Below are 24,915 nucleotides of genomic sequence, written 5' to 3' on the forward strand. Positions count from 1 at the left end.
AGGCTAGTGTGGGAGTGCCAGACCACCGAGAGTATCGTATCACCGGCTCATCTCAAGTCGGGTGCCAGGTGCCCGAACGTTGAATTCGCGATGGAGATGTTGCGAACCAGTGCCAGGTGCTCGAACGTTGAATCTGCGCTGAGAGATTGCGATCGGTGCCAGGTGTCAGGCGAGCGATCGTTGAATCCTTGCGGAGATGGCAGGATCATCCTGCGAACCGGTGCCAGGTGCTCGAACGTTGAATCTGCGCTGAGAGATTGCGATCGGTGCCAGGTGTCAGGCCAGCGATCGTTGAATCCTTGCGGAGATGGCAGGATCATCCCAGCCAGTAGATGATCGCGGCCAGCGCTATACCACCCACGAGGATTCCGGAGAGCACATCGACCCAGGCCGGGCGCTCTTTCTCGGCCGGAGGGTCTGGAAGCGCTGTGGCCATGGTCGCGGTAATCGAGCGGGTGGCCGCCGGCAGCTGTTCCGCGGTTGAGCGTGAGATGGCCGGCATCTGGGCGGTCGCGTGATGACGAGGAGCTTCCCGATCGCGCGGTAAGTCGATGGTGGGCTCATGATCGAACATCAGATGGTGGGTGGAGGCGTCGGCCAGTTCTTGTTCGACCTCGATCAGCGTGGGGCGTCCGTCGGAGCGGGGGCGTGTGTGTGCTGCGGGATCGGCGTTCCCCAGCGCCGGGGGGGCGCTGGTCAGGGGGACATCATCTGTGTAGCCGCCGACGCCTTCGATTTGGAGGGCGCGCAGGGCATCGATCATCTCGATGGCGCTGACGTAGCGTCGGTCGAGGTCTTTGGCGATGGCTTTTTCGATGATCGGAGCAAAGATCGAATGCTTGAGTTCGCGGGGCAGTTTAATGTCTTTCTTTGAGCCCTGATAAACGATGGTGTCGTAGACGTTGGCGATGTCGACGACTTTTTCGCCGGTGAGCATCTCGGCCAGAATCAGCCCCAGAGCGTAGATATCGGCCTGGGGGCCGACGTTTTTCTTATGCACCAGCTCCGGTGACATATACGCCGGGGTGCCGACCAGGGTGCCGGCATTGGTGATCTCGAAGTTGGTGTCTCCATCAAGCGCCTTGGCAAAGCCAAAGTCGAGCACCTTGACGTGCCCGCGATCGCCGTCGTTGACCAGAAAGATGTTGGCCGGTTTCAAATCGCGGTGGACGATGTCGGTGGCGTGGGCGGCGTGGAGGGCGGCCAGGGCCTCGATGGTGATCCGACGCGCCAGGGCCTCGGAGAGCCCCCCGTGGTGCGCGAGCAGGGAGCGCAGATCGGTGCCCTGGAGGTACTCCATCGCCATGTAGGGCAGGCCCGACTGGGTCTGGCCGTAGTAATAGACCTGCACCACGTGAGGATGGCGCAGGCTATAGATGAGGCTGGCTTCGCGCTCAAAGCGCTGGCGAAGCTCGTTCTCATCATGGGGCCCGGGTTTCAGGACTTTAAGCGCCAGCGTGCGGTGCTCCAGCAGGTCGCGCACTTTGTAGACAGCGCCAAAGTTCCCACTATCGATCTCTTCTTCGACGCGGAAGACATCGTCGACGATATCGCCGGCAACGGGCATCAGGGCCATGGATAAGACTCGAAGAACAGGCAGAATCAGTGGGCTAAAACGCGATTATGATGGCCCCTTCGTGGCGCAGTGGCAAGGGTGATGCGCGGAGGCCTGGCACCCGGTGCTCCATGGTGTGGACGATGTTCGGCGGCCTGACACCCGATGTTCGGTGGTCTGGCACCCGGGCGTGGTAACGAGGGGGATGTTTGGTGGCCTGGCACCCGGGACGGCTGGGGGAAGTGGGCGGTGGGGGTGGGGGTGATTCGCGGGGGCGAAAATGTGGGACAATTCGCGCGGGAATGGTAGGGTGCTTGCCTGACGTTGAATCACGACGAAAGGGGACCATCTTTGATGGGTATCCCACCGGCGAGCGACCACAAAGGCAGAGCCACAGGGGGGCGGTCTCGGCGGTTGTCGGCACACTCGCCGCTGACCTATGATCGGGGCTATCGAGTTTGAACGTGACCTGCTCACGACTCTCGTGAGCGGAGACGACCAGGAAATTCATGAGTTTTTTGAAACGACAGGGCCGTTACGTGGTAGCGGCGGTCGCCGTGGCGGTTGCTTTTGCATTGAGTGTGCAGCTGGGGGAGCGGGGCGTGCAGTTCGATCTGCGCCATGCCACGGTCTCAGCTCAGGAAGGGGAGGAGGGGGCCTATCAGCTCTCGTCCCTGCGCATTCTCAACCGCGTGCTCTTGCAGCTTAAAGATAACTACGTGGAGCCCGAGCGCATTGAGCCGGCCGGGATGCTCATCGCTTCGTTAGAGGCGGTGCAGAATCAAATTCCGGAGTTTGTGCTCAGCGCTCAGGTCACCGATTCGGAGACCACGCCGGAGACGGTTGAGATTCAGGTCGCGGATAAGCGCCGCGAGTTCGCGGTCAGCGGCATGGAGAGTCTCTGGGAGATGAGCCTGCGCCTGCGCGAGATCTTTTTGTTTGTCGAGCAGAACCTGCCCGAGGATCCCGAGCGCAAGAATGAGGAGATTGAGTACGCGGCGATCAACGGGCTGCTCTCGACCCTCGATCCGCACAGCAACCTGCTCCCGCCCACGTATTACGAAGAGATGCAGACCCAGACGGGCGGGCGCTTTGGAGGTCTGGGGATTGTGATCTCCATACGCGACGGTCAGCTTACCGTGATCAGCCCGATCGATGGCACGCCGGCCTCTCAGCGCGGGATCAAGGCTCAGGATACCATTGTGCGTATCGGCGAGGAGTCGACCATTAACATGAATCTCAACGAAGCGGTGAATCTGCTGCGGGGAGAGCCGGGGACCGATGTCGATCTCTGGATTCAACGCGCCAACTGGCCGGAGCCGCGCCAGTTCACGGTGACCCGGGCGGTCATTAAGATTGAAAGCGTCGATTCCAAGGCGCTGGCCGATAAAGTGGGCTACCTGCGCATCAAGAACTTTCAGGCCAACACGTACAGTGACGTGCGTAACCACCTGGCGCTTCTCAAGGAGCAGATGGGCGGGCTGCAGGGCCTGGTGCTGGATATGCGCGACAACCCGGGCGGGCTGTTGGAGCAGTCGATTCGGGTGAGCGACCTCTTTCTGGAAGAAGGCACCATTGTGAGCACGGTGGGCGTAGGCAATAAGCTGCGCGAGACCAAATCGGCCAACCGCGCCGGGACCGAGTCGAAGTATCCCATCATCGTGTTGGTGAACGGCGGGAGTGCCTCGGCCAGCGAGATTGTCAGTGGAGCGCTTCAGAAGAACGATCGGGCGGTGGTGCTCGGGGATACGACCTTTGGTAAGGGCACCGTGCAGATTCTCTACGAGTTTCCGGATAGCTCGGCGCTCAAGCTCACCGTGGCGCAGTACCTGACGCCGGGGGGCATTTCGATTCAGAACGAGGGGATTGTTCCCGACCTGCGCACCATCCCGGTGGTGGTGACGCCGGACTCGGTCAATATGTTCCTCTCGCAGTCGATGCAGCGCGAGAGCGACCTGGCGATGTCGCTGGCCAACCCCTCGACGCAGCCCGATGCCGGTGGTGTGGTGCGCCAGATTCGCTATCTGGATGAAGAGGCCTCGGAGCAGGACGAGGAGACCTTCGTCAATCCGGATGAGTTTCGCGAAGACTTTGAGATTCGCCTGGCTCAGCGCCTGCTTGTTGCAGCGGGCGAAGAATATCGGCGTCAGGTGCTGTTGGATAAGCTTCAGGGCGAGTTGCAGACGGTCTTTGATAGCGAGCTGGTCTCGATCAAGGGCGAGTTGGACAAGCTGGGAGTCGACTGGAGTGATGGGCAGTCGCCGGCGACGGCCGATTACGAGTTAACGGTTCAGGCATCGAAGCCGGGACCGGTGGCGGCTGGCGATAGCGTTGAACTTACCGCGGTGCTTACCAACCGGGGCACCGAGCCGCTGTACCGGGTCAAGGCGCTGACGCGTTCCGACAATCTTCTGCTGCGCCATCGCGAGTTCATCTTCGGCAAGGTGGAGCCCGGAGAATCCCGAGAATGGGCAGTCACCATGGAGGTGCCCAAAGACAGCGTCAGCCGACATGATCGCATTGAATTTGTGGTCAGCGATGATGAGCGCGAGTTTACCGGGGAGCATCACTTCGATCTTCAGGTGGCCAGTCAGGATCGCCCGCAGTTTGCGTTCTCGTATGAGATTCTCGGTGGAAACGACGATGGCCTGCTCCAGGTCGACGAAGAGGTGACGTTGCGCATGCATCTCGATAACGTTGGTGCGGTGTCGAGTGAAGAGGTGATGCTTTATCTCAAGAATCTCTCTGGAGACGCGATTTACCTGAATCGCGGTCGGGGCACCGTCAACGATCTGGAGGCTCAGGGCTCGACTCAGATCGACTTTGAGTTCCGAGTGCGTCGGGTGCCCGAGAGCGGGAGCGCGAAGCTGGAGATCGATGTCTACGACATGGCCTATCGCGAGTTCGTTCAGAAGTTCCTCGAAATTCCGATTGTGGAGGAAGGAGCGAACGTGGAGCGTGCCTCCGGGGTGGCTTTGGTAGGCGAGCAAGGGGCGGTGGCCCGCGTGGGCGCCGATGTTCGAAGCGCCCAGGTGGCGCAGCTGGCCGCCGGCGCGGAGCTGCCGATCGTCGCGCGCAGCGGAGACTGGGTGAAGGTTGCACTTGGGGAGCGTGGCGTGTGGGTGGAGCGCTCCGATGTGACCACGGGGCAGGGACAGGCCGCTGAGGAGGCAAATGTGACGAGCTGGTATCGTTTCCAGAAGCCGCTGGTGTCGCTGGCCCCCGAGCAGATGCTCACCACCAGCGCGAACGTGCAGCTCAAGGGCATAATCCGTGATGAGTCCCTGATTCAGGACTACTATATGGTGGTTCAACGCCAGGGCGGGCCGCGCGATGTGCAGACGCGCAAACTCAATTATGAGCGCGTCGATAGCGACGAGGTCAGCTTTGATGCCAGTGTGCCGCTCTTTGAAGGGATGAATCGCATTTCGCTGGTCACCCGTGATGAGTCCGGCTTGTCGACCACCGAGAGCGTGTTCGTTTATCGCGAGCCCAAATAAGGCAGGTGGCCTGACGTGCGTCAGGCTGCTGCATCACACGAAAAAGCCCGGGCTAATAAGCCCGGGCTTTTTCGTATGGATGAGATGGGGCCGCGCGTGTCCTGGTGCCAGGCGTTCGGACCGAGGCTACGTGTCTCGGTGCCGTGTCCTGGTGCCAGGCGTTCGAACTGAGGCTGCGTCTGGGTGCCAGGTGTTCGAACTGAGGCTGCGTCTGGGTGCCAGGTGTTCGGACTGAGGCCGTGCGAGTTCTGGTGCCAGGCGTTCGAACCGAGGCTGTGTGTCGGTGCCAGGCGATGTGAGGCGTGCTCTGGGCTTACTGATCCTTTCGCTCAACGCTGAATTCGGCCAGGTCTCTGGCGATCTCGGTGTTGGGGAAGATCGAACGAGCTCCTCGGAGTACTTCGTGGAGGTCGAGGTGCTTTTGAGAGATATGCGTCAAAATCAGCCGCTGAGCCCCTGCTTCGCGCGCGCAGCGCGCAGCGTCTGCGGAGGTGGAGTGGCCTCTTTGATGGGCACTACGTTCCTCGCCGGCAACGTAGGTGGCTTCATGAATGACCAGATCGGCATCGCGGGCCAGTTCAAGCGCCCCTTCACAGGGGATGGTGTCGCAGCAGTAGGCGATCTTTAACCCGGGGCGTGCCGGTCCCAGGACCTGTGAGGGGGTGATCTGGCGACCGTCGCTCAGGGTGATGGTTTCCCCTCGCTGAAGTCGACCAAAGAGTGGGCCGGAGGGGATGCCGAGTTCACGGGCCTGTTCGAGGTCAAAACGACCGGGGCGTTGATCTTCAATCAGGGTATAGCCCCAGGTCTCCACGCGGTGGTTCAGCGCTTGAGTGGCGACATGAAATCCGTCGCCTTCAAAGACCTTACCCGGGCCGGCGACCTCGTGCAGGCGTACGCGGAATCCCGGGCGGAGGATATGGAGCTCGTGCAGCGTTTTGAACCAGCGTCGCAGCCCTCGCGGTCCGTAAATGTCGAGCGCCTCTTCGCGTTGATTGAGCGTGAGCGAACCGATGAGCCCGGGCAGGCCGTTGACATGGTCGCCGTGGAAGTGGCTCAAGAAGATCGCTCGAATCGCCCCGGGCCGCAGTCCCGATCGGGTTAGCTGCAGCTGCGTGGCTTCTCCGCAGTCGAATAAAAAGAGTTCGCCCTCTCGAAAGAGGGCGACCGAGGAGACATTTCGCTGCGGCATAGGCTTGCCGCTGCCCGTCCCAAGGAAAACGATCTGAATGGACATGGATTGATGCTTGGTTGCCAGAAACACAAGAGATGGTCGCGTCGACGGGCCGGCGCGAGGGGGCGGCCACCATGGACCATCGTCGCAGGAGGGTCAACCACTGGCGAGAGCCTTCTGTTCACATCGCGCAAAAGTGATGCGCTACGCTCCCAGGGGCTCTCGGGTGCCAGGCAACCGTTCGTAGAACGGCCGCGGCAAGCCGGGGTGCCAGGCGACCGTTCACAGAACGTCTCAGCTGATGCTTGTTCAAGATGGTCCGGCCGATGCGCCGGACGCAGGCGTCCGGCGCATCGGGAGGAGGCTTTAGAGGTCACGAATCAGTCGGCCGACGTGACCGGTCGCGCGCACGTTGTCGTGAATAGCCTCAATCTTACCATCGGCATCGACAAAGAAGGTTGAGCGCACCAGTCCCTCGTAGGTGCGCCCGTAGTTGGTCTTCTCGCGCCAGACGCCGAAGGCCTCGGCCACCTGGTGATCGGTGTCGGCGAGCAGCGGGAAGTTCAGGTCGTGCTTCTCGCGAAACTTCGCGTGGCGCTCGACCGGGTCTGGCGAGACGCCGTAGACGGCGTAGCCCTTCTGGGCGAAGGCATCCAGGTTATCGCGGAAGTCGCAGGCCTGCTTGGTGCAACCCGGGGTCATATCTTTGGGGTAGAAGTACAGGACGAACTTCTGGCCCTGGAGAGCCGAGAGGCTCACCTCACCTTCGGTATCGGAGGGGAGCGTGAAGTCGGGGGCGTTGTCGCCTACGGAGAGTTTGGGGTTTTTGGCCATGGCAGGGTACTCCACTGGTTAGGGTTGAAAAGACACATTGAAAGAGAATGCGCGGGTAGGCAGGTGGCCAGACGATCGCTCGCCAGGCACCTGTTTGCGAAGATCAGGTGGCGAGTCTGCCGATCGGTCGTCTGGCACCCGGTACCGCCGATCGGTCGTCTGGCACCCGGTACCGCCGATCGGTCGTCTGACACCCGGTACCGATACGAGGAATGACGGCTGTTTCAGAAGACGTGTCTGGCAAGCGCCGGGTTGGATGCCCCGACCGGGTGATGCTTCCAGGCATCCAACCCATGGCACGAGAAAACATTCGCCCGGGTGCTCGACATGCCTGATCGTGTGCGCAGGTTATTTGGCATCAAGCCAGTTTTTGCCTACGCCGCTTTCGACGATCAGGGGAGCGTTCAGCGAGACGATATCTTCCATCATGGAGCAGATTTTCGGGCGGAGTTCCGCCATGGCGTCTTCAGCAATCTCGAAGATCAGCTCATCGTGCACCTGTAGGAGCATGCGCGCCGGCCAGTGCTCCTTTTCGATGCGCTTTTGAATGTCGATCATGGCCAGCTTGATGATATCGGCGGCGGTGCCCTGGATGGGGGTGTTGATGGCGGCTCGTTCGGCAAAGGCGCGTCCCGCGCCCTTGTTTTCCAGGGTGGGTAGCAGGCGTTTACGCCCGAACATCGTCAGGGCGTAGCCGGTCTCCACGGCGTCTGCCACGAGTTTTTCGAAGTAGGCAGCCACCCCTTTGTAGCGTTCAAAATAGTTGTCGATGTAGCTCTTGGCCTCGGGCATGGAGATGTCCAGGTCACGGGCCAGTCGTCGAGGTCCCATGCCGTACATCACGCCGAAGTTGATCGTCTTGCCGGCTCGCCGCTGCTCGGAGGTGACCGTGTCGAGTGCGACGTCAAAGATCTGGGAGGCGGTCAGGGCGTGGATGTCCTGACCGTTGTGGTAGGCCTCGAGAAGGACGGGATCGCCGGAGAGGTGAGCCATGATTCGCAGCTCGATCTGGGAGTAGTCCGCGGCCAGGAGTAGGTGCCCCTCGTCGGCGATGAAGGCGCGTCGGATTTCACGTCCACGGTCGGTGCGGATGGGGATGTTTTGCAGGTTGGGGTTTGAAGAAGACAGACGTCCGGTGGCGGCCACGGCCTGGTTAAAGTCGGTATGAATGCGCCCGGTTTCTTCGTGGATCAGTTCCGGCAGCGCATCCACATAGGTGCCCTTGAGTTTAGAAAAGGAGCGGTACTCGAGGATAAGGCGCGGTAGCGGGTGAAGCTCGGAGAGCTGCTCCAGCACGCTCTGATCGGTGGAGGGGCCGGTCTTGGTTCGTTTTTTAACCGGGAGTTCCAGGCGCTCAAACAGAACTTCTCGCAGTTGCGTCGGGCTGTTCGGGTTGACCTCCCCTCCGGCGAGGACGTTGATTTCGTCTTGAAGTTTCTCGAGTTCAACCTCGAACTCCTGGCTGAGCAGGCGAAGGATGTCGCAGTCGACCTTCACGCCGTTGAGCTCCATGATGCCGAGTACCCGGGAGAGGGGAATCTCGAGCGAGTTGTGGAGTTCAAGCAGCTTAGGCTCTTCCTGGAGCTGTTTCAGGAGGACGTCGCAGGCCATCAGAGTGATGTCGGCGTCTTCGCTGGCGTAGGGCGTGGCCTTTTCGAGGGGGACCTGGTCAAAGGTGAGCTGATTTTTCCCGCGCCCGGCGACATCAGTGAACTTGATGTTACGGTGGTGCAGGAAGTCGAAGGCGATGGTGTCGAGTCCGTGGGAGTTTTTACCCGGATCGAGCACGTAGCTCATGAGCATGGTGTCGAAGGTCACGCCCCGGAAGGCCACGCCGTGGCGTTTAAGTACCAGCCATTCGTATTTGTAGTGCTGGCCGATCTTCGGGAAGTCGGGGTCTTCGAGGAGCGGAGCCACACGTTCTAGCACGACCTTCAGGCTGAGTTGTTCGGGGGCGCCTTCGTAGGTGTGGGCGACCGGTATATAGACGCCGTGGTTGGGTTTGTAGGCAAAGGACATCCCGACGATGCGAGCCTGGAGCGGATCAACGCTGGTGGTTTCGAGGTCAAAGGCAACCCGGCCGGCGGCTTTAATGTCGGCGAGGAGGGCGTCGAGTGCTTCGAGGGTATAGATGGCGCTGTAATCTTTGCGCTCTTCGTCGGTGCGGGTGATTTCTTCGTCGCGCAGGCTGTCTTTGAGATCTTCGATGGTGCGGTCGTCCAGCCAGCCCCGGGCCTTGAACCAGCGGTTGAGGTCTTGGAGGACGCTCTCAAATTCCAGCTCGTGGAAGAGTTCGGTGAGGGCCTGGAAGTTGGGTGGGGAGAGGTGCAGGTGCTCGGTGTCGAAGATGATGGGGCAGTCTTCGCGCAGCGTCACTAGCTCCAGGCTCAGGCGCGCCTGATCGGCGAATTCGGTGAGGTTTTCTTTGCGTTTTTTACCGGAGACCTTGTCGATATTGGCCAGGAGAGTCTCCAGGTCGCCGAATTCGGCGATGAGTTTGCCCCCGGTTTTTTCGCCAATGCCGGGCACGCCCGGAATGTTGTCGGAGGTATCCCCGGCCAGGGCCAGCACGTACTTGACGCGGTCGGGGGTGACGGCAAAGCGCTCCATGACGTCATCTGGCGAGTAGCGGCGTCCGCGCATGGTATCGAGCATGGTGACGCCATCGCCCAGGAGCTGCATCAGATCTTTGTCGGCGCTGATGATGCACACCCCGAGGCCGATGTCGCGTGCCTGAAGGGTGGCCGTGGCGATGAGGTCATCGGCCTCCACGCCGGCCTGCTCCATGATGGGGATGTTGAGTGCTTCGACGACTTTTCGGAAGTAGGGGATCTGAATGCGCAGTTCGTCGGGCATTGCGCTGCGGTTGGCTTTGTAGTCGTCGTAGAGCTTTTTGCGGAAGGTGTGCTCGTCGGCGTCAAAGGCGTCGAAGGTCACCGCGATGAGGTCTGGGTCCTCGTCTTCGATGAGCTTTTTGAGCATCTGGGTGAATCCGTAGATGGCGTTGGTTGGCATCCCGGAGGAGTTGGAGAGGTTACGGATCGCGTAGAATGCCCGGTAAATGTACGAGGAGCCGTCGACCAAGTAGAGGGTTTTGCCGTCCAGGTTGGTGTGTTGGGCCAGGTCAGCGAAACTCAACTGGGGGGTATCTTCGGGCGTCTTGGGCATCGGAGATCCTGCAACATGGGAGGGAAAAAAGGCTACTTCAGGGGGAGCGCCAAGGGGGGGAGACTGACGCGTGAAGCGTGCGCTCCTCAAGGCCCTGTGTGGCTCATAGATAGCTGACGACCAGGATGATTCCAAGGCCGAAGAGGGCGGCGGTGGCCAGGACAATGATGACCTGAATCATGGTGACGAGGTCTTCGAGTTTGGCGGCGCGGTTGGTGTGGATCGGGCCCTCGAGTTCCAGCTCGACTTCCGCCAGTAGACGACTTTCATGGCGGTGGCGGCGTACGCCGAGCAGCACGAAGTAGCAGACGATCAGCAGGCCCAAGCCGAAGACCAGGAGCATCATGCGGTAGAGGTCTTGTTGAAGCTCATCTTTCCAGAGCTGCAGGGCCTGGCGGTCTTGCTGCCGGGTGTTGAGCAGCGGCTGGGGAGCGTAGAAGTCCCGTGGAAGTCGGCTCAGCGCATAGGTGAGCAGCGGGCGGAGGCGGTCAAGGCTCTGGAATTTGCGGTAGGAGGGCTCCTGAAGGCGAGCGATGAGAGGGGCCCAGTGAGCATTAGGCTCGAGTTCTTGGAGATGTTGGAGCAGGGCTAAGGTGGTGCGGAAGAGGGTTTGTGAGCTGTTGTCGTCGAGTACCAGGACGTGAGCGACGTCCCAGGCGTCTCCGGGATTGAAGAAGCTCGAGTAGACCTGGACGCGGGCCAGGGGGCCGATTTGATCGGTCGGAGGGGTGGGAAGGGAGAAGCCACCGCGACTCTGTGAAGTTCCGTAGGCATTGGCCGCGATCATCGAGGTGCCCTCGAAGAGGTCGGCCATAAAGGGGGCGCCGGGACGGATGGTGTGGACCAGGCCTTCCAGGGGCTCTCCGGCGACGATGTAGGGTTTGGGCAGAGCGAGGGAGAGCTGGGCGGGGACGGTGGTCAGGCGGAGCGTAAAGGTTGCGGGTTCCCGGGGAGAAGCCTCGGGGGAGAGCTCCTCATCGAGGTGGTAGAGGCGAGCGGTGAGTTCGAGTTCGGTGAGGACGGTCAGATCGAGGCTGGCCAGCCCGAGAGGATCGGTGGTCAGGGATGTTGTCAGCGGGCCCTGAGCCAGGCCGCGTACTCGCGTGAGTTCGATGCGGGCCTGCACCGGGGCCCCGGACGAGCGTTCGAGCACGCGGAGCCAGATGCGGTCGGGCAGGCTGCGCACGAGTTCTCCGTCGGCCGGACCCAGCTGCAATACGAGCTCGGAGGCGGGATTGTCGTCTTGAAGTACGGGGTGGCGAGTGTGCTGGTTTGGGTCACGGGAGGTCGTCGTACCGATGGCTCGATTTAGTGCTTCGTCGAGGGTCTCTGCCGGTGGGAGAAGGTCGACCTCCCAGCAGGCTCTCATATCGGGAAAGGTATCGCGCTTTGCCAGGGCGCAGACCTCGTGTTGTTCGGAGTCATGTTGTTCGGGTGCCAGGCGATCGATCGGGGGAATGTTCAGGTGAATAAAGTAGCCGGGGCCGGCTTCGCCCTTAGCCAGGGGGGGAGCGTTCGGGGTGTTCCAGTGCACTTCAAAGTGGTCGGGCGCCAGATTGGTGCCGACGGCCGCGTCGAAGAAAAGCGCGCGTAAGGCCTGGGGTTGATGGGGCTGCCAGGTGGATGAACCGGTGAGGTAGAGCGCGGAACGCACATCGCGGTTCCCGATCGCGACCGAGGCGGTGATCAGGCTGATCATGATCAGGACATAGAGTCCGATCGCGCTACGATAGACGAGGGGGCGCTGGAGAAGAGGAAGAACGCGGCGCATCGGGAGGGCTCATCAGGAGAAACGAAAAGAGCGCAGCCCGGAGGCTGCGCTCTTAAACATGACTCGATTGGGTGATCGTGTCGAGACGCCGAGTTCAGGTGCCAGGCGTTCGATCAGGGATGTGCAGCCGAGTTCAGGTGCCAGGCGTTCGATCAGGGATGTGCAGCCGAGTCCGGGTGCCAGGCGTTCGATCAGACCGCGAAACTTGTGCCGCAGCCGCAGGAGCGGCGGGCGTTGGGGTTGTTGAACTTGAACCCTCCGCCCATCACCGAGTCTTCGAAGTCGATCTCGGTACCGTTGAGGTAGAGGTAGCTGCGCGGGTCGCAGTAGACCTTGACGCCGTTGCGTTCAAAGACGCGATCGTTGTCGGAGGGGCTGTCGACGATGTCGAGCACGTAGTTGAGCCCGGAGCAGCCGCCGGATTTTACACCGATGCGGATGCCATTGGAGGACTCCGGAGAGAGGTTGTTGTCCAACATCATTTTGCGTGCTTTTTCTGCGGCCAGGGGGGTAATGCCGATCATAGATGCTCCTGAGAAAAACCACCGGGGATCGTCGATAGTGGTATGGGGTACGCCTGTGGGCGTCATCGTGAAAGTTAAGATTGAGCCGGGATGGCGTCAAGGCAGGTCACAGCCACAAAACGTCTGCTGGCAAGCAGGCATTCCACGGGGGCGGCGGGCGGAAAGCAGGCGTTAGCTGCGAAGTCTGTTTATGAGTGCCTGGACGTCTTCCGCGCTGACCAGGTTGTGCTCGACGAGCAACTTGAGGGCTGCTCGGGCAAGGATGGCAGCGTCGATATCGTCGGGGATGCTCAGGCCGTCGGAGTCCTGGTCTTCGACGGGGGTGGTGCTCAGGTCGCTGCGTTTTTCGATGGCGCCGCCAAAGCGGGGTACGGCGATGCGTTTGACTTGAATGCGTCCCAGCGTGTTGCTGGCGTCACGTTCGTCGGGCTTCTGGGGTGAGGAGGAGGCGTTTGTGGGGGCGTTGTCTTTTTTATCGGGGGCGTGCTTTTGGAGTGCGTCGCGGATGCTTTGAGAGATGGGCTGCTTCTGTGAGAGCTTCTCCTGGAGAGATAACGAGGGACGTTGGTCCGGGGACTCGACGGCCTGTGCGTCACATTCATCCCCGGCGGCCTGGTCATCGCGGTCGTTTTCTTCGACTTCGCTGTCGGGGAGTGGAGGAATCGCTTCGTCTTCCGGGGCGTCGAGTTCTTCTTCAATGGAGAGTAACTCTACGTCGAGGGTGCGCAGGGGCATTTCCTCGTCGTCGTCGGCGGGGGCGTTAAAGTTGAGTCCCAGGCCGCGGAGTCCCAGCCCCATCTGAGTGCGGTTTGCTTCGTCCTGGGTGAAGCCTGTCGGAGGCCGGGAGAGGTCGGAATCGGGAGTCCTCGGGGCCGGAGAGTCGAAGTCCTCGTCGAGTTCCCATTCCTCAAGTGGCAGGGCGTGGCCCAGGGAGGTGCCTACGGACTCTTCGAGGAGGGAGGGCAGAGGTTCGACGCCAAAGTCGAACCCGGCCTCGATATCGAGTTCTTCGAGATCGTCGTCGACGACTTCAAAGACGTCGGTGGGCGGCCGGTCTCGCATCTCCTGTGAGATCACCGAGCTTTCCTCCGCGCCCAGATCTTGAGCGTTATCGAAAAAGGCTGCCCAGCTGTCGTCGGCGCCGGCGTTGGGAGGCGGGACTATGGGGGCGTCCAATTCGAGGATCGCGTCGTCGATGACCGGGGAGCTTTCAGGCTGATCGAAGGCGGCAAAGAGTCCGCTGTGATGCTCGACGGTGGTGGGTTTGGGCAGGGGGTCTTCTTGTGCGTCGGCGCGAGCGTAGAGCTCTTCGATGGCGCGACGCAGGTCTGCCGGTCCCACGAGCACCGGTCGAATATTGACGCCGGTATGACTGGCGATCTCGTCCATGGCCATCACATCGATGGGGTCGGCCATCGCCAGGAGGAGAACCCGGTTATCACCGTCTTCGATGAATCTCAGCGGCAGGGTGCGACTGTGGCGAGCAATGGCAAGGGGGACTTGATGGGCCATCTCCAGGCTGATCGCGGTGTTTTCCAGGTGGACGCAGGGGACATTCAGGAGGCTGGAGGCGATCTCTACCACGGAGCTTTCTTCAACAAGCCCGTGGAAGATTAAGACGTCGTAGAGGGAAGCAGCCTCTTGTTGGGCGAGGCGCAGGCCGCGTTGAAGACGGGCCTGGTCGACCAGGCCCGCGGCCAGCAGCTGGGGGATAAGCTGGGCGTCGTCAATCATTGAGAACGCTGTCCTGGTAGCGGAGGAGGGGCGCGGCCTCAGGAGGGGAGAAGGCGGTGTCGCAACGGTGGGCGGAGCCTGGTGGTAAGGGGCTCAGCCATTGACTTCGATGATGCGACTTCCGGCGGGCGGCGCAAGCATAAACAGGCGTTGTTGCAGCGAAATGTTAAGTTGAGTCTCACGTACATCCAGTGAGAAGTCAAGATTACGGTCCGGCCAGACGAAGCGGCGAAATGCGGGGAGGGCGAGCCCGCCCAGGTCACGCCACCCATCGGTGGTGTAGTGGTAGAGGGCGCGTTCTTCGGCGTCCTGTTCGAGGACTTCGATGACGGCAAAATCGGTGTGTCGAACAAAGAGGGAGAGGGTACCGCCGGAGGTGGTCTGGCGGCTCAGTTGATAGAGGCCCCGGCGTCGATCCCAGGCGAGGGTGTCGGTGCCGGGTTCGCTGTTGAAGCGGTCCCAGGGAGCGCCTCCGAGCATCACCCGGACGACGTCGGCGCCGGAGAGATCTACCGGGAGCAGGCGGTTGATGTTCTCGCGGGTGGGGGCGCCGGTATAAAAGTCATTGGTATCACGCTGGTGCATGGCGAAAGTCGTGCCATCGCTAACCAGGAGGTTGAGGATCTCATCAGAGCCTGGCAGGCGTGTTTGTACGCGCAGACTGGCCGGCTTTTGCACGAGGATAAGCTGGCGTACGCGGACGCGTTCGCCATCTCCGAAGTACTCCAGGGTGACTTCTTTGAAGCGTGCGTCATCGATATGAGCGTGACGCTGTTCAATCGCGGCGCGAAGCTCCGACGGGTCTTCGAGGGCGTTGTCGGGGGGAGGGATCTGCCGGGGGCAGCCCACCAGGACAAAAAGCGCGCCGAAGAAAAGGAACATGACGAGGGAGCGTTGAAAAGCGCCAGGGAACATGGTCGTCTGGGGTCTGAGAAGCGAAATCTGAAGCGAGGAAGGTATCCGGTAAAGGTCTTACGGAGCCAGCATAGGATGAGTTGAGGGTGGTTGCCATCAAGGAGTGCTCGCCATGGGCGAACTCAAACCGGGGGATGCGCGGGTTATTATGGATGCTCGTGTTGACTGTGACTGTTGTGCAGCCTGCTCAGGCTCAGGAGGTGCGCTGGGAGGGGAAGGTGCGTGCGAGCGGGGAGCTGGATGATAACCCGTATCGACGGGAAGGGGATGGGGGGGAGGCGGATGGGCTGATGCGCTATTATGGGGAGTTGGAGTTGGAGGCGCCGGTTGGTGTGCGGGGGCGGGTGCTGGGGCGCATGCAGCATGGCGGCAAGGTGTTTTTTGGGGAGCGAGATGCCGATGCCTTTGTAAGTGCCGGACTTCTTATGGCATCGCGCTGGTGGGATTCGGGGGTTGCGCTCCGAGTGATGGGGGATGTCAAAGATCGCAGTGAAAGGGTCAGTCTGCGCGATTACACCCGCGGGGGGACGCAGGTTCAGCTCAGTTATACCGGTGGTCCATTTCAGGGGCGGGTTGGCGGTGGGTTTCGCTTCTTCGGGTTCAAGCCGCAGCCGGAGGTGAGCAGCCAGGGGGCTGTCGTGCAGGTGGGAGGGGCGCTGCGGGCGCGCGACGATCTGTTGCTGGATGCCAGCTGGATGCGGAGCTGGCGAGGATTTGAGGTTGCGCCGCTGGTACTGGATGCAACGCGGACATTGGATTGGGGGGACGGAGAGAGGCGTCGGGATGTGTTTGATGTGGTCCGACTGGGACTGACGCATCGTTGGTGGTGGATCGCTGAGCTGGGATACGCGTATCAGCGCAACCGTTCCAATTCGTATGGACAGGCGTTGAATCGGCATCAGGCGGAGCTGGAGTTGACCGTGCCGGGGCCCTGGGAGCTCTTCGTATCGCTGCGGGCCGAGGTGCAGCGCACCCGTTACGAAGATCCGGTGCTGATCGACGAGACTTTTGTGCTGGATGATGAGAATCGCAATGCGCTCGGGGTCGCGCTTGCTCGGCGAGTGGGACGTCGCTGGGAGGTGGAAGTGCGCTACCATCTTTATGCGCAGGAGTTTGGTGTGGGGGAGTCGTATCGTCGTCAGGTAGCAGGGGTAAGTCTGGCCTATGATTTCGGAAGTGAGGAGTAGTGCGATGGATGGTCAGCATTTTCGGGACTGGTTGAGGTGGATGTTGTTCGGTGGGCTGGCCCTGGGAGCCGTTGCCTGCGCGACGCCTTCGGATGCTCCGCGTTCGTCGGGGCGGTTGAAGGGAGGTTTGCTGGGGTTGGAGTCGACGCGTGCTCCCTGGATGGATTGGACCGCGGTGCCTGCTCGCCAGATGTGGCCCCTGGGGATGGAGGGGCAGGACGATGTGGTGGTGTTCGAGGCCTGGGAGGTGGTGGATGACGGGTTTCGCGAGCACGCCTGGGATGCGATTTTTCGTGTGCTCTTGTCGTTGGATGTGCCGCAGGCTCAGGGGGATGCGGTGCAGATGGCGCTGATGGTGCTTGATCCGAAACGGGAGGAGACTCGTTTTGAGCTGAGTTTCTTTATGAGTGAGAGTGCGGGGCGGGAGGGAGTTGTGTTGAGGGTGTACGCCACTGGCGAGGTGGGGCCCGGGGTGTGGGTGGAGGGGGCTCGGGAACTCGGTGGCAAGGCGATGGAGTGGCGGATGCGCGTGGAGCCGGCGGTGGAGGAGTCGCGTGGGCTCTCGGTGAAGTGGCGTCAGGAGCAGGGCCAGTGGGTGGCGACGTATGTGGCCGACGCCACGCGGGAGCCCACGGGCCCGGCAGATGGCGACCACGTTGTGAGGCCTCATGATGTTGCCACATTGCAGACCGCGATCTGGGAACAGGTCATTGAGCAGCGTTTTGTAAGCCCGGAGATGGAGTATCGGTTGCTGGCGTTGCCTGAAGAGGGAGCGACGCCCTTGCGGCGAGGGCTCTGGCCGATACGTCATGGGGGCAGCTGGCGAGAGCGTAGAATAGATGAATATCCGAATGACAGTGTGTTCTGGCCCCGTGGGATGCCCGATGCGTTTGGTGAAGGCCGCGAGAAGCGGCCGGAGTATGCGGGGTAGAGGCTTTCTCAGTGGAGTTCGCTGGTCTCAAGATACCAGAGACTGAAGAGCCCCTGAGGGTCGGCCCAGAATGCGCGAGTACGCCAGTTTGAGTTTTCCGCGAGATCGGCAAATTCGTTGATGGCGTATTTGTAGGAGTGCTCCGTCACAATGGATTCGCCGGGCTTCAGTGCGATGGTGTGGTGCGCGAGTGAGATGTGTTGCTCACGTTCGCTGATGAGGTGCATCTCGATGCGGCCGGCACGGTCATTGTAGACGGCCTGGTGGCGGAAGTTATGGAGGGCGAAGTCTGCGCCGAGCTCGCGGTTGATACGACGCAATATATTGAGGTTGAACTCTGCGGTGACGCCAGCACGGTCGTTGTAGGCGGCTTCCAGGATGGCGCGATCTTTTTTGAGATCGACTCCGATGAGGAGGGCGCCTTGCTCGCCGGCCAGCGCTGCCTGTTGGGTGAGGAAGGTCTGTGCGGCGCGCGGCTCGAAGTTTCCGATGGTGGAGCCGGGAAAATAGAAGAGGGAGCGAGCGCTACGCGGGAGCCTGGGAAGAGACCAGTCGGAGGTGTAGTCGGCGACGACGGGCTCGACGTGAAGCTCGGGGAATCTCTCGGAGATTGCGCGCACACAGCGCTTGAGTTCGTGTGGCGAGATGTCGACCGGGATGTAGGCCGATGGGTCTTCAAGGTGAGTGAGCAGGGTGCGGGTTTTGAGGCCGCTACCGGAGCCTAGCTCAATAAGGTTGGCCCTTTCTCCCACGCGCTGGGCGATCTCGGGGGCAAAGCGCTCGGTGAGGGCGAGTTCGACGCGGGTTGGATAGTATTCGGGGAGTTCGCAGATGGCGTTGAAGAGTTGAGATCCGCGGTCATCGTAGAGGTATTTGCAGGGGAGCTGCTTGTGCGGGCGATTTAACCCGTCGATGACATCGGCAAGAAACTGCCCATTGGGCTCGGGAATAGGGGTCGTGTCCAGGGTCATGAAAGACTCACAGAAAGAATGTATTCGCAGCAGGGTAGCTCTGAGCGATTGGGATCAGCGTGCCAGACGCAGGCCGGAATATTGCCAGCGTGCCTCGGGGGGAAAGAAGTTGCGGTAGGTGTGACGCAGGTGATCGGCGGCGGTGCAGCAGGAGCCCCCGCGAAGTACGAACTGGTTGCACATGAATTTGGCGTTGTATTCGCCCAGGATGCCCTCCCAGGGTTCGAAGCCCGGGTAAGGGGTGTATGGGCTGGAGGTCCACTCCCAGAGGTCGCCGAAGAGCTGGGACATGGATGCGGAGGCGTGATTTGACGCCGGTTGGGGATGATAGAGGCCGCTGTCGAGCAGATTGCCTTTTATGGGGAGCGCCGCGGCGGCGACCTCCCACTCGGCCTCGGTGGGCAGGCGAGCTCCGGCCCACTGAGCGTAGGCGGCGGCTTCGAAGTAGCTCAGGTGAGACACGGGTTCATGAAGGTTGAGCGGGCGCGGGCCGCCCAGGGTATAGGTACGCCAGCCGTCGGGATGAGCTTGCCAGTAGAGCGGGGCTTGCCAACCTTCGCGTTCCCGGGTGTCCCACCCCAGTACGGGCCACCAGTGAGGGGATTGGTAGCCGCCGTCCTCCATGAACTTGAGGAACTCTCCGTTGGTGGTCAGGCGGTCAGCCAGAGAGAAGGGTTCCAGAAAGACGCTGTGGCGGGGGCTCTCGTTATCAAAGGCGAAAGCGTCGGAGTGGTCACCGTGGCCGATGCGATAGACACCGCCGCTGTAGTTGAGCCAGCGCAGGGGCGTGAGATGCTCCCGGGACGTCGGCGGGGATTGCGGGAGATAGGTCGGTTGAAGGGGGTGGGTGCCCAGCGCATGTTTGATGTCGGTGAGGATGAGTTCTTGATGTTGGCGTTCGTGTTCCAGACCGATTTCAATGAGTGCCGCGGCCTGCGCGGCGCGTTGGGGATGGCGTTCGACAAGGGTGGTGAGTGCCGCGTCGATGTGGCGCCGGTAGGTCGAGATGGTTTCGCAGCTGGGATGAGCGAGGGTGCCACGTTGCTGGCGTGGAACGTAGGGACCGACGCCTTTGTAGTAGGAGTTAAACAGGAGGGAGAATCGCTCGTCGAAGGGGCGATAATCGGGCAGGTGCGGGGTCAGGATAAAGGTTTCAAAGAACCAGGATGTGTGAGCGCGGTGCCATTTCGTGGGGCTTGCCTCGGGCATGGACTGAACGAGTTGAGCCTCGACAGAGATCGGCGCGCAGAGCTCTTCGGTGGTCTGGCGTACAAGATGGTATCGATCGACCAGCGCATCGATCGGTGGTGTACGATCGGTGGCCGGGCGACGGGTGGTTTCCCCACGCATACGAGCTCCCGGGACAAGGGCCTGCTGTTCTAAAGTACAGGCAAGCTAAGAGCGGGTTGCTCGCGGGCAAGTAAAAAAATTGCCTGTATCAGCGGACTCGGATCGCCAGGGCGGTGATGTTGTCTTTGCCGACGCGGTTCAGGGCGTTGTTGACGATGGCGTCGCAGAGTTCCTGAGGCGCGTCGCGATGTGTACAGGCCAGGGATTGTAAAAGTTCGTATGAGAGCTCGCCGTGGGCTCCGTCGGTGGTCAGAATGAGGAGGTCACCGGAACGGATGAGCAGTCCCGAGGTGTGCAGATCGGGTTGATTCAGGAGGTCGGGGAGGTCGGGGTGGAAGGCGTCGATGCGGCCGGCGTCGAGTTCGGTGCCGGTACTCAGGAAGCGGGCAATGGTGCGGTTGGAGGCGTCGCGTTCGGTGGGGGAGGGGGTGTGATCGAGCTTTTTAAAGATGTTGGCCAGGGTGTGGTCCTCGGAGAGTTGGAAAAGGGTGTTTTCCCGCAGCAACCAGGCGCGGGAGTCGCCCACATGGCAGAGTCCGGCGCGCTGTCCGGCGATCAGGAGTCCGGTGAAGGTTGTGCCGCCGCGGTTGTGGTTGGGAGAGAATTCGCCATAGAGGGCCAGGCGTTGGCTGGTGATCCGGGCGATGGCGCGTGCCACGGAGTTGGGGGCGTTAAGGAGGGTGTGGGCGGGGTAGTGTTCCCAGGCGCGCAGGAACGCGGCGCAAGAGGCGCGGACGGCTTCGGTGCTGGCCGCGGCGCCATCCTGGATGCCTCCAATGCCATCGGCGACGCAGAAGAAGCCCAGGCGTTGAGTGCGGGCGTCGCAGACGGTGTCGATGAGGAGATGTCCGCAGCTGTCCTGGTTGTTCTGGCGAAAGAGGTAGTTGCCCTGGGTGGAGCGAGAGGCGACTTCCAGGTGCAGGGCGGTGGTGAGTTCGGCGCGCAGGTGTTGGAGGCCTTCGAGGAGTTCGTCGGCGTGGTGGTAGGCCAGATCTCCGTAGGGGGTGACGCAGCCGGCAAGAAGTTGGGGAAGCGCGGGGTGTGTGAGGCCAACTTCGCGCAGGGCGTTGCGGTCCTGGAGCAGAGTGACCAGGTGGTGACCGCCGGGGTATTCGTGTCCCAGGAAGTTTTCGTAGGCGAGTTCTGCAAAGATGCGGATGTCTCTCCAGACAGCTTCGTTGCCTGGATGGCGAGGCATGGGAATCAGGCGCGGGGCGGCGGCCAGGTGGATGTTGCCGTGTTCCGGGTCGAGGAGGAGTTCGCAGGTGTGCAGGCTTTGGAGGGTCCACCCCCGTTGGTGGAGCCGCCCAATGGTGCTGGCGAGGTTCAGCAGGGCGTCGACGGCTTTGGCAACCGGGAGGTTGCGCCAGGCCCAGGTGTCGAAGGGACGAAGTCGGGGGTTCGGCAGGAGAAGGCGTAGGGAGTATGGGGACGAGGAGGGAAGAGGGTGTGCGGCCGGTGCGAAGGCTTCGCAGACGTTCGCGTGCCAGTCGGAGGGGCCAGACCAGAGGAGGTAGGGGTGCTCCTCGGCGTTGAGTCGGAGCTCGGCGGTGGGGGCGTCGGGCTCCGAGGGCAGCTTGGCCAGGAGAGGGTCGGGATGGGAGCACATGGGTTAGAACTCTTCGCTGGGAGGTCTGCCCTCGCTCCAGTCCAGGGGGCTCGGCGGGGTGATGCTACGTCGAGGCCAGGAGGGCTGATCGGGGAGTTGTAGATGTAGAAGGGCCGAGCCCAGGCCGATTTCGTCGCCGGACTCCAGTGCGGCTGGGGCATGGATGGGGATGCGGTTGACGTAGGTGCGCTGGCGCGTGGAGAGAGGTTCGATGTGCCAGCGCTCGCGAATGAGTGAGAAGCGGGCATGTTGAAAGGCGATGAATTTTCGTTCGACGTCGGGCAGCCCGCTCAGGTCCCAGAAGGGCTCGGGGATAGCAGGCCACTGCTCGGAGCGGGGGAGGGTGCCGGGTGGGGGATAGGAGCGCCCCAGGGTGAGTGGGTGTTTGGGATCGAGAGCGATGAATGGGCCGCAGGGAGCGCCCGCGCGAGCGAGGAAGAGCGCGGGGTGCGGGCATCTGGATAGGAGCGTCTGCAGGGAGTGTTGGTGTGCGTCGAGCGAGAGGTTCAAGGGTTCAAAGCGAAAGGAGGTGACCCCGAAGGTGATGACGTCGCTGCGCTGCAACTCTTGAGGCGTATCGAGGGGGGCGAGACGGCTTTGATTGAGTTGCGTCGGGGCCTGGGTGCTCAGGGCCTGCAGGGTCCAGGTGCCGGAGGGGGAGCGTTCCAGTTGGGCGTGCGGTGAGCCGAGGCGGTACGTCTGATGATCCTGGAGACCGTCCAGGAGGAGGTCTACCGGGGTATGTTGAGAGTGGAAGCGGCCGACCAGGATGCTGAGACCATGGACAGGGTAGGTTCGTTGGATGACTTCCCGGGAGTCAAGTTGATGCAGGTAGGCCAGTGCCGGGAGTTCATGAGGTTGATTTAGCGCGGGATCTCGGTGCTCGCGCCATCCACGGAGGGCGTCGAGGTCAAGGATCGCGTGTTGCGAAGTCCCGGGAGCATCGGGCGCCGACTTCGAAGAGGCCATGAGTATCCGTACGGCGAACGTTGGATGGCGGTTTAAGAGAAAGATGAGAGGTTTTAATGGTAGAGGTGTGGGGAGAAAGGGGCAAGAAAAGAAGGGCGTACCGGGGGATGGTTGCGTGGGTGCCAGATGTGCGAACGCGGGGTGTGCGAACGCGGGTGCCAGGTGTACGAACGCGTTGGAAGGGACGCCTGGTCGACAGTCCGGGGCGCAGTCGATAGGATGGCCGCTCGGCTCTTAAGGGGTCGCAGACGAGGACAAGGGAGAGGACGCATCGATGGCGAAGTTGGTGATTCCTGCTCCGGGCGAAGCGCCTGGCAGGGAGGGGGAGCTTGATCCGGGGCTCTGGGGAGGACTTGCACTTTCAGCGGTGTTTGCTGTGCTCGGATGGGCGCTGTGGGTGGTGCCTCAGCAGGGCGAGGAGGTTGATCCGCTGGCGGAGCTCTCGCCTGCGGAGCGGCAGGACCGTGAGGCGGAGTTGGAGTATGAGGGGTGGGATCTCGGGGCGATTGATGTTGGTGCGCTCGAAGGGGGCGAGCGTGCGCGGGCGGTGACGTACGGACCGCGTGCGCTTGGTGAAGCGCTCTGTGAGTGGGGGCTGGAGCACGCTGCGCCGGAGGACGAGCTGTGGGCGGCACTGGGGGATGTGGTGAGTCGTCGCAGTGAGCGTGCGCCCTGGACGTGTCTGGTGCGGGGGTATCTGGGCGGGGGATTGGAGGCGCCGGCGCAGCTTGTGCGCGAGATGGATGGGTTCTGGGACGAGGTGGAGAAGGGCGAGCATCAGGGTGTGGTGGCCGGTGTGGTCGATGAGATGCGTGAGGAGCGTCGCCGGCCAGAAAGTGAGCGCTTCTATACCTGGCTTCGGGGGTGTGCGGCGCGTCAGGTCGGGCAACTGCCTCGCCGATGTCTGAAGATGGTCCGGCAGCTCTCGCCGGGGCAGGGGCGAGATGTGTTGGAGATGATCGATCGGCAGCTGGAGGGGAACCCGGAGGTGGAGGTGATCCTGGAGATGAGTGCGGCGTTGGGGCGTCTGGCACTTGTCGGGCAGCCGGAGGACTGGCGGGTGCATGAAGCCGCGGGGTTACCTGATTACGATGTCGATCTTCGTCAGGGGGCGCTTTTTTCGATGTGCCGCTTGATGAACTCGCCGGAGCCTGAGGTGCGCGATGACGCGGCACAGCGTCTGGCGAAGATCGCGCAGGTGGCCATGCGGCCGACCGATGAGTATGTGCAATACCGGTGGCTGAAGACCTGCCGCATCGTATTTGGGGATCGGGAGGCGTATGACGAGCGTGCGTTCCCCTATCTGGGGGTGGTGGATGCGGCCGGCGAGATGGAGCCGCGCTACGCGTATGCCGAACTCGTAGATTTGGGGTTGTGCGAGGAGCAGGAGGGCGCGCCGCTGTGGTTGTGCGGAGCGCGGCGCTGGACGGGGGGGGTAAAGCGGCTCAGCGATGTTCTGGCCGATGACTTTCTGGTCTCGCGTTACGTGGAGTGGCTGGAACTCGATGAGGTTCGCGCGGCGGTTGATGAAGCCCGCGACGATTTCTAGTGGGATTGTGACGGTGGCGAGTTTTTGAGTCGACGCAGTTCTCTGGAGAGCGTCCACCAGAAGAAGGTGGCGATGGGGGTGAGAATCGCCAGTGCTTTGAGGGTGCTCCAGATGTCGGCGTCTTCGGGGGCTGCTTCGATGACCTCGGCTACGCGGGGGAGGACGACGCCGTTGGCGGTGTTGAGTGCGGCATGCGCGAGGATGGCAAGGAAGAGGCCGCCGCTGCTCAGGGTCAGGTGGGCTAAAAAGATGCCTACGATGGACAGGGGCACAAAGGCCATGGGGTTTGCGTGCATGGCACCGAAGAGAAGGCCGTTGAGGATGATGGCGTTTCGGGCCCGGCGGGTGCGGGCGAGTTCCGGGAGGATGGTGCCGCGAAAGAGGTACTCTTCGCAGATGGGGGCGATGAGCGCGACGGAGATCGCGCCGAGGATCTGGGAGAGGAGGTCATCTGTGAGCAGGAGGTCTTTGACGGATTCCTGGTAGCTTTCGGCGAGTTCACGCATGCCGGGGAACACCTCGACGATCAGGGCGCCCAGAGCGTTGGAGAAAAAGCCAAGAGTCACGGCGGCGAGCACCGTCAAGACGATGGCCAGCGGTGAGAGGCCACGAGGGGAGAGCGAAGGCCAGCCGGAGGCGTCGCGGGCCAGGGTGCGACGGTAGAGAATCGCAATGCCCATGACGACCAGGACCTGGGAGAGGATCAGCACCAGGTAGGTGTTGAGGCGGGTCAGGTAGCCGAGTACGCCGAAGGCGTTGAGGCCAATAAACGCGGCGATAAAGAGGGCGATGGGGCGCCAGCGAAGGATGCGTTTTTCTTCTGGAGTCATGGGCAAGGCCGGGGCGTGGGCGGGAGGAGCAGGAGGTGTTGAGCTGTATGGCGAGCGACGCTGGCATCCGGGGACTTGGTGTCGGGAGCGAGAGAGCGATCGGGCCGGCGAATGGCCGGGGTAGTGTAATGCAGTGCGTGCGCAGAGCCGAGCTGTCTTCGGAGGCGTTTCGTCGAGTCCGAAGAAGGGGCCGTTTAAAAGATAGTGTCGAGAGTGTCGGGGGCACCAGTGCGGTGCCAGGCGATGGTGCGGTGCCAGGCGAAGGTGCATGTGTCAGGCGAAGGTGCAGATGCCAGGCGATGGTGCGGTGCCAGGCGATGGTGCGGTGCCAGGCGATGGTGCGG

The 24,915-nt window shown here is 61.9% G+C and carries 17 protein-coding genes; 4 read left to right on the plus strand and 13 right to left on the minus strand.

Annotation, left to right across the window (positions count from 1 at the left end):
* Positions 1-316 precede the first annotated feature (316 nt).
* On the minus strand, positions 317-1,576 hold the full coding sequence (locus tag DL240_RS07035; protein ID WP_111729152.1) for a serine/threonine-protein kinase: 1,260 nt from the start codon (positions 1,574-1,576) through the stop codon (positions 317-319).
* A 488-nt stretch (positions 1,577-2,064) separates the two neighbouring features.
* Here DL240_RS07035 and DL240_RS07040 point away from each other — a divergent pair, with 488 nt between their 5' ends.
* The gene (locus DL240_RS07040; protein ID WP_111729153.1) at positions 2,065-5,055 is read left to right on the plus strand and encodes an MXAN_5808 family serine peptidase; all 2,991 of its coding nucleotides are present in this window, start codon (positions 2,065-2,067) and stop codon (positions 5,053-5,055) included.
* 313 nt (positions 5,056-5,368) lie between these two features.
* On the opposite strand, the gene rnz is transcribed toward DL240_RS07040, so the two are convergent.
* The 7 genes from rnz to DL240_RS07075 form a co-directional block, all read right to left on the minus strand.
* Positions 5,369-6,292, minus strand: a complete 924-nt coding sequence (gene rnz, locus DL240_RS07045; protein WP_111729154.1) for a ribonuclease Z — start codon at positions 6,290-6,292, stop codon at positions 5,369-5,371.
* A 303-nt stretch (positions 6,293-6,595) separates the two neighbouring features.
* The gene (gene bcp, locus DL240_RS07050) at positions 6,596-7,063 is read right to left on the minus strand and encodes a thioredoxin-dependent thiol peroxidase (protein WP_111729155.1); all 468 of its coding nucleotides are present in this window, start codon (positions 7,061-7,063) and stop codon (positions 6,596-6,598) included.
* Between the two features lie 348 nt (positions 7,064-7,411).
* Complete coding sequence (gene polA, locus DL240_RS07055) at positions 7,412-10,231, minus strand: DNA polymerase I (protein ID WP_199589763.1); 2,820 nt, start codon at positions 10,229-10,231, stop codon at positions 7,412-7,414.
* Between the two features lie 103 nt (positions 10,232-10,334).
* The gene (locus tag DL240_RS07060; protein WP_111729156.1) at positions 10,335-12,002 is read right to left on the minus strand and encodes a hypothetical protein; all 1,668 of its coding nucleotides are present in this window, start codon (positions 12,000-12,002) and stop codon (positions 10,335-10,337) included.
* Between the two features lie 191 nt (positions 12,003-12,193).
* Complete coding sequence (locus DL240_RS07065) at positions 12,194-12,526, minus strand: HesB/IscA family protein (protein ID WP_111729157.1); 333 nt, start codon at positions 12,524-12,526, stop codon at positions 12,194-12,196.
* Positions 12,527-12,697: 171 nt separating this feature from the next.
* Positions 12,698-14,260, minus strand: coding sequence for a GspE/PulE/PilB domain-containing protein (locus DL240_RS07070; RefSeq protein ID WP_111729158.1), 1,563 nt, complete (start codon positions 14,258-14,260; stop codon positions 12,698-12,700).
* Between the two features lie 93 nt (positions 14,261-14,353).
* Positions 14,354-15,142: a hypothetical protein gene (locus DL240_RS07075; RefSeq protein ID WP_111729159.1), complete on the minus strand. Its 789-nt coding sequence runs from the start codon at positions 15,140-15,142 to the stop codon at positions 14,354-14,356.
* Between the two features lie 194 nt (positions 15,143-15,336).
* Between DL240_RS07075 and DL240_RS07080 the strand changes: the two genes are divergently transcribed.
* The gene (locus tag DL240_RS07080; protein WP_146618156.1) at positions 15,337-16,362 is read left to right on the plus strand and encodes a hypothetical protein; all 1,026 of its coding nucleotides are present in this window, start codon (positions 15,337-15,339) and stop codon (positions 16,360-16,362) included.
* Positions 16,363-16,366: 4 nt separating this feature from the next.
* Positions 16,367-17,293, plus strand: coding sequence for a hypothetical protein (locus DL240_RS07085; RefSeq protein WP_111729161.1), 927 nt, complete (start codon positions 16,367-16,369; stop codon positions 17,291-17,293).
* Positions 17,294-17,301: 8 nt separating this feature from the next.
* Here the strand turns inward: DL240_RS07085 and egtD are convergent, their stop codons facing one another.
* The 4 genes from egtD to DL240_RS07105 form a co-directional block, all read right to left on the minus strand.
* Positions 17,302-18,264: an L-histidine N(alpha)-methyltransferase gene (gene egtD / locus DL240_RS07090; protein ID WP_111729162.1), complete on the minus strand. Its 963-nt coding sequence runs from the start codon at positions 18,262-18,264 to the stop codon at positions 17,302-17,304.
* Between the two features lie 54 nt (positions 18,265-18,318).
* Positions 18,319-19,614, minus strand: a complete 1,296-nt coding sequence (gene egtB, locus DL240_RS07095) for an ergothioneine biosynthesis protein EgtB (protein ID WP_111729163.1) — start codon at positions 19,612-19,614, stop codon at positions 18,319-18,321.
* An 88-nt stretch (positions 19,615-19,702) separates the two neighbouring features.
* Positions 19,703-21,223 carry a PP2C family protein-serine/threonine phosphatase gene (locus DL240_RS07100; RefSeq protein ID WP_111729164.1) on the minus strand — a complete coding sequence of 507 codons (1,521 nt, stop codon included), beginning with the start codon at positions 21,221-21,223 and terminating at the stop codon, positions 19,703-19,705.
* A gap of 3 nt (positions 21,224-21,226) precedes the next feature.
* Positions 21,227-22,192, minus strand: a complete 966-nt coding sequence (locus DL240_RS07105; RefSeq protein ID WP_111729165.1) for an FHA domain-containing protein — start codon at positions 22,190-22,192, stop codon at positions 21,227-21,229.
* A 274-nt stretch (positions 22,193-22,466) separates the two neighbouring features.
* On the opposite strand from DL240_RS07105, the gene DL240_RS07110 reads away from it, so the two are divergent.
* Positions 22,467-23,741 carry a hypothetical protein gene (locus DL240_RS07110; RefSeq protein ID WP_146618157.1) on the plus strand — a complete coding sequence of 425 codons (1,275 nt, stop codon included), beginning with the start codon at positions 22,467-22,469 and terminating at the stop codon, positions 23,739-23,741.
* Here DL240_RS07110 and DL240_RS07115 read toward each other — a convergent pair.
* Complete coding sequence (locus DL240_RS07115; protein ID WP_158542419.1) at positions 23,738-24,571, minus strand: type II CAAX endopeptidase family protein; 834 nt, start codon at positions 24,569-24,571, stop codon at positions 23,738-23,740. The two genes, DL240_RS07110 and DL240_RS07115, sit on opposite strands and share 4 nt — an antisense overlap.
* Between the last annotated feature and the right edge of the window lie 344 nt (positions 24,572-24,915).

This window comes from Lujinxingia litoralis, assembly GCF_003260125.1.
In the GTDB taxonomy this organism is placed as follows: domain Bacteria; phylum Myxococcota_A; class Bradymonadia; order Bradymonadales; family Bradymonadaceae; genus Lujinxingia; species Lujinxingia litoralis.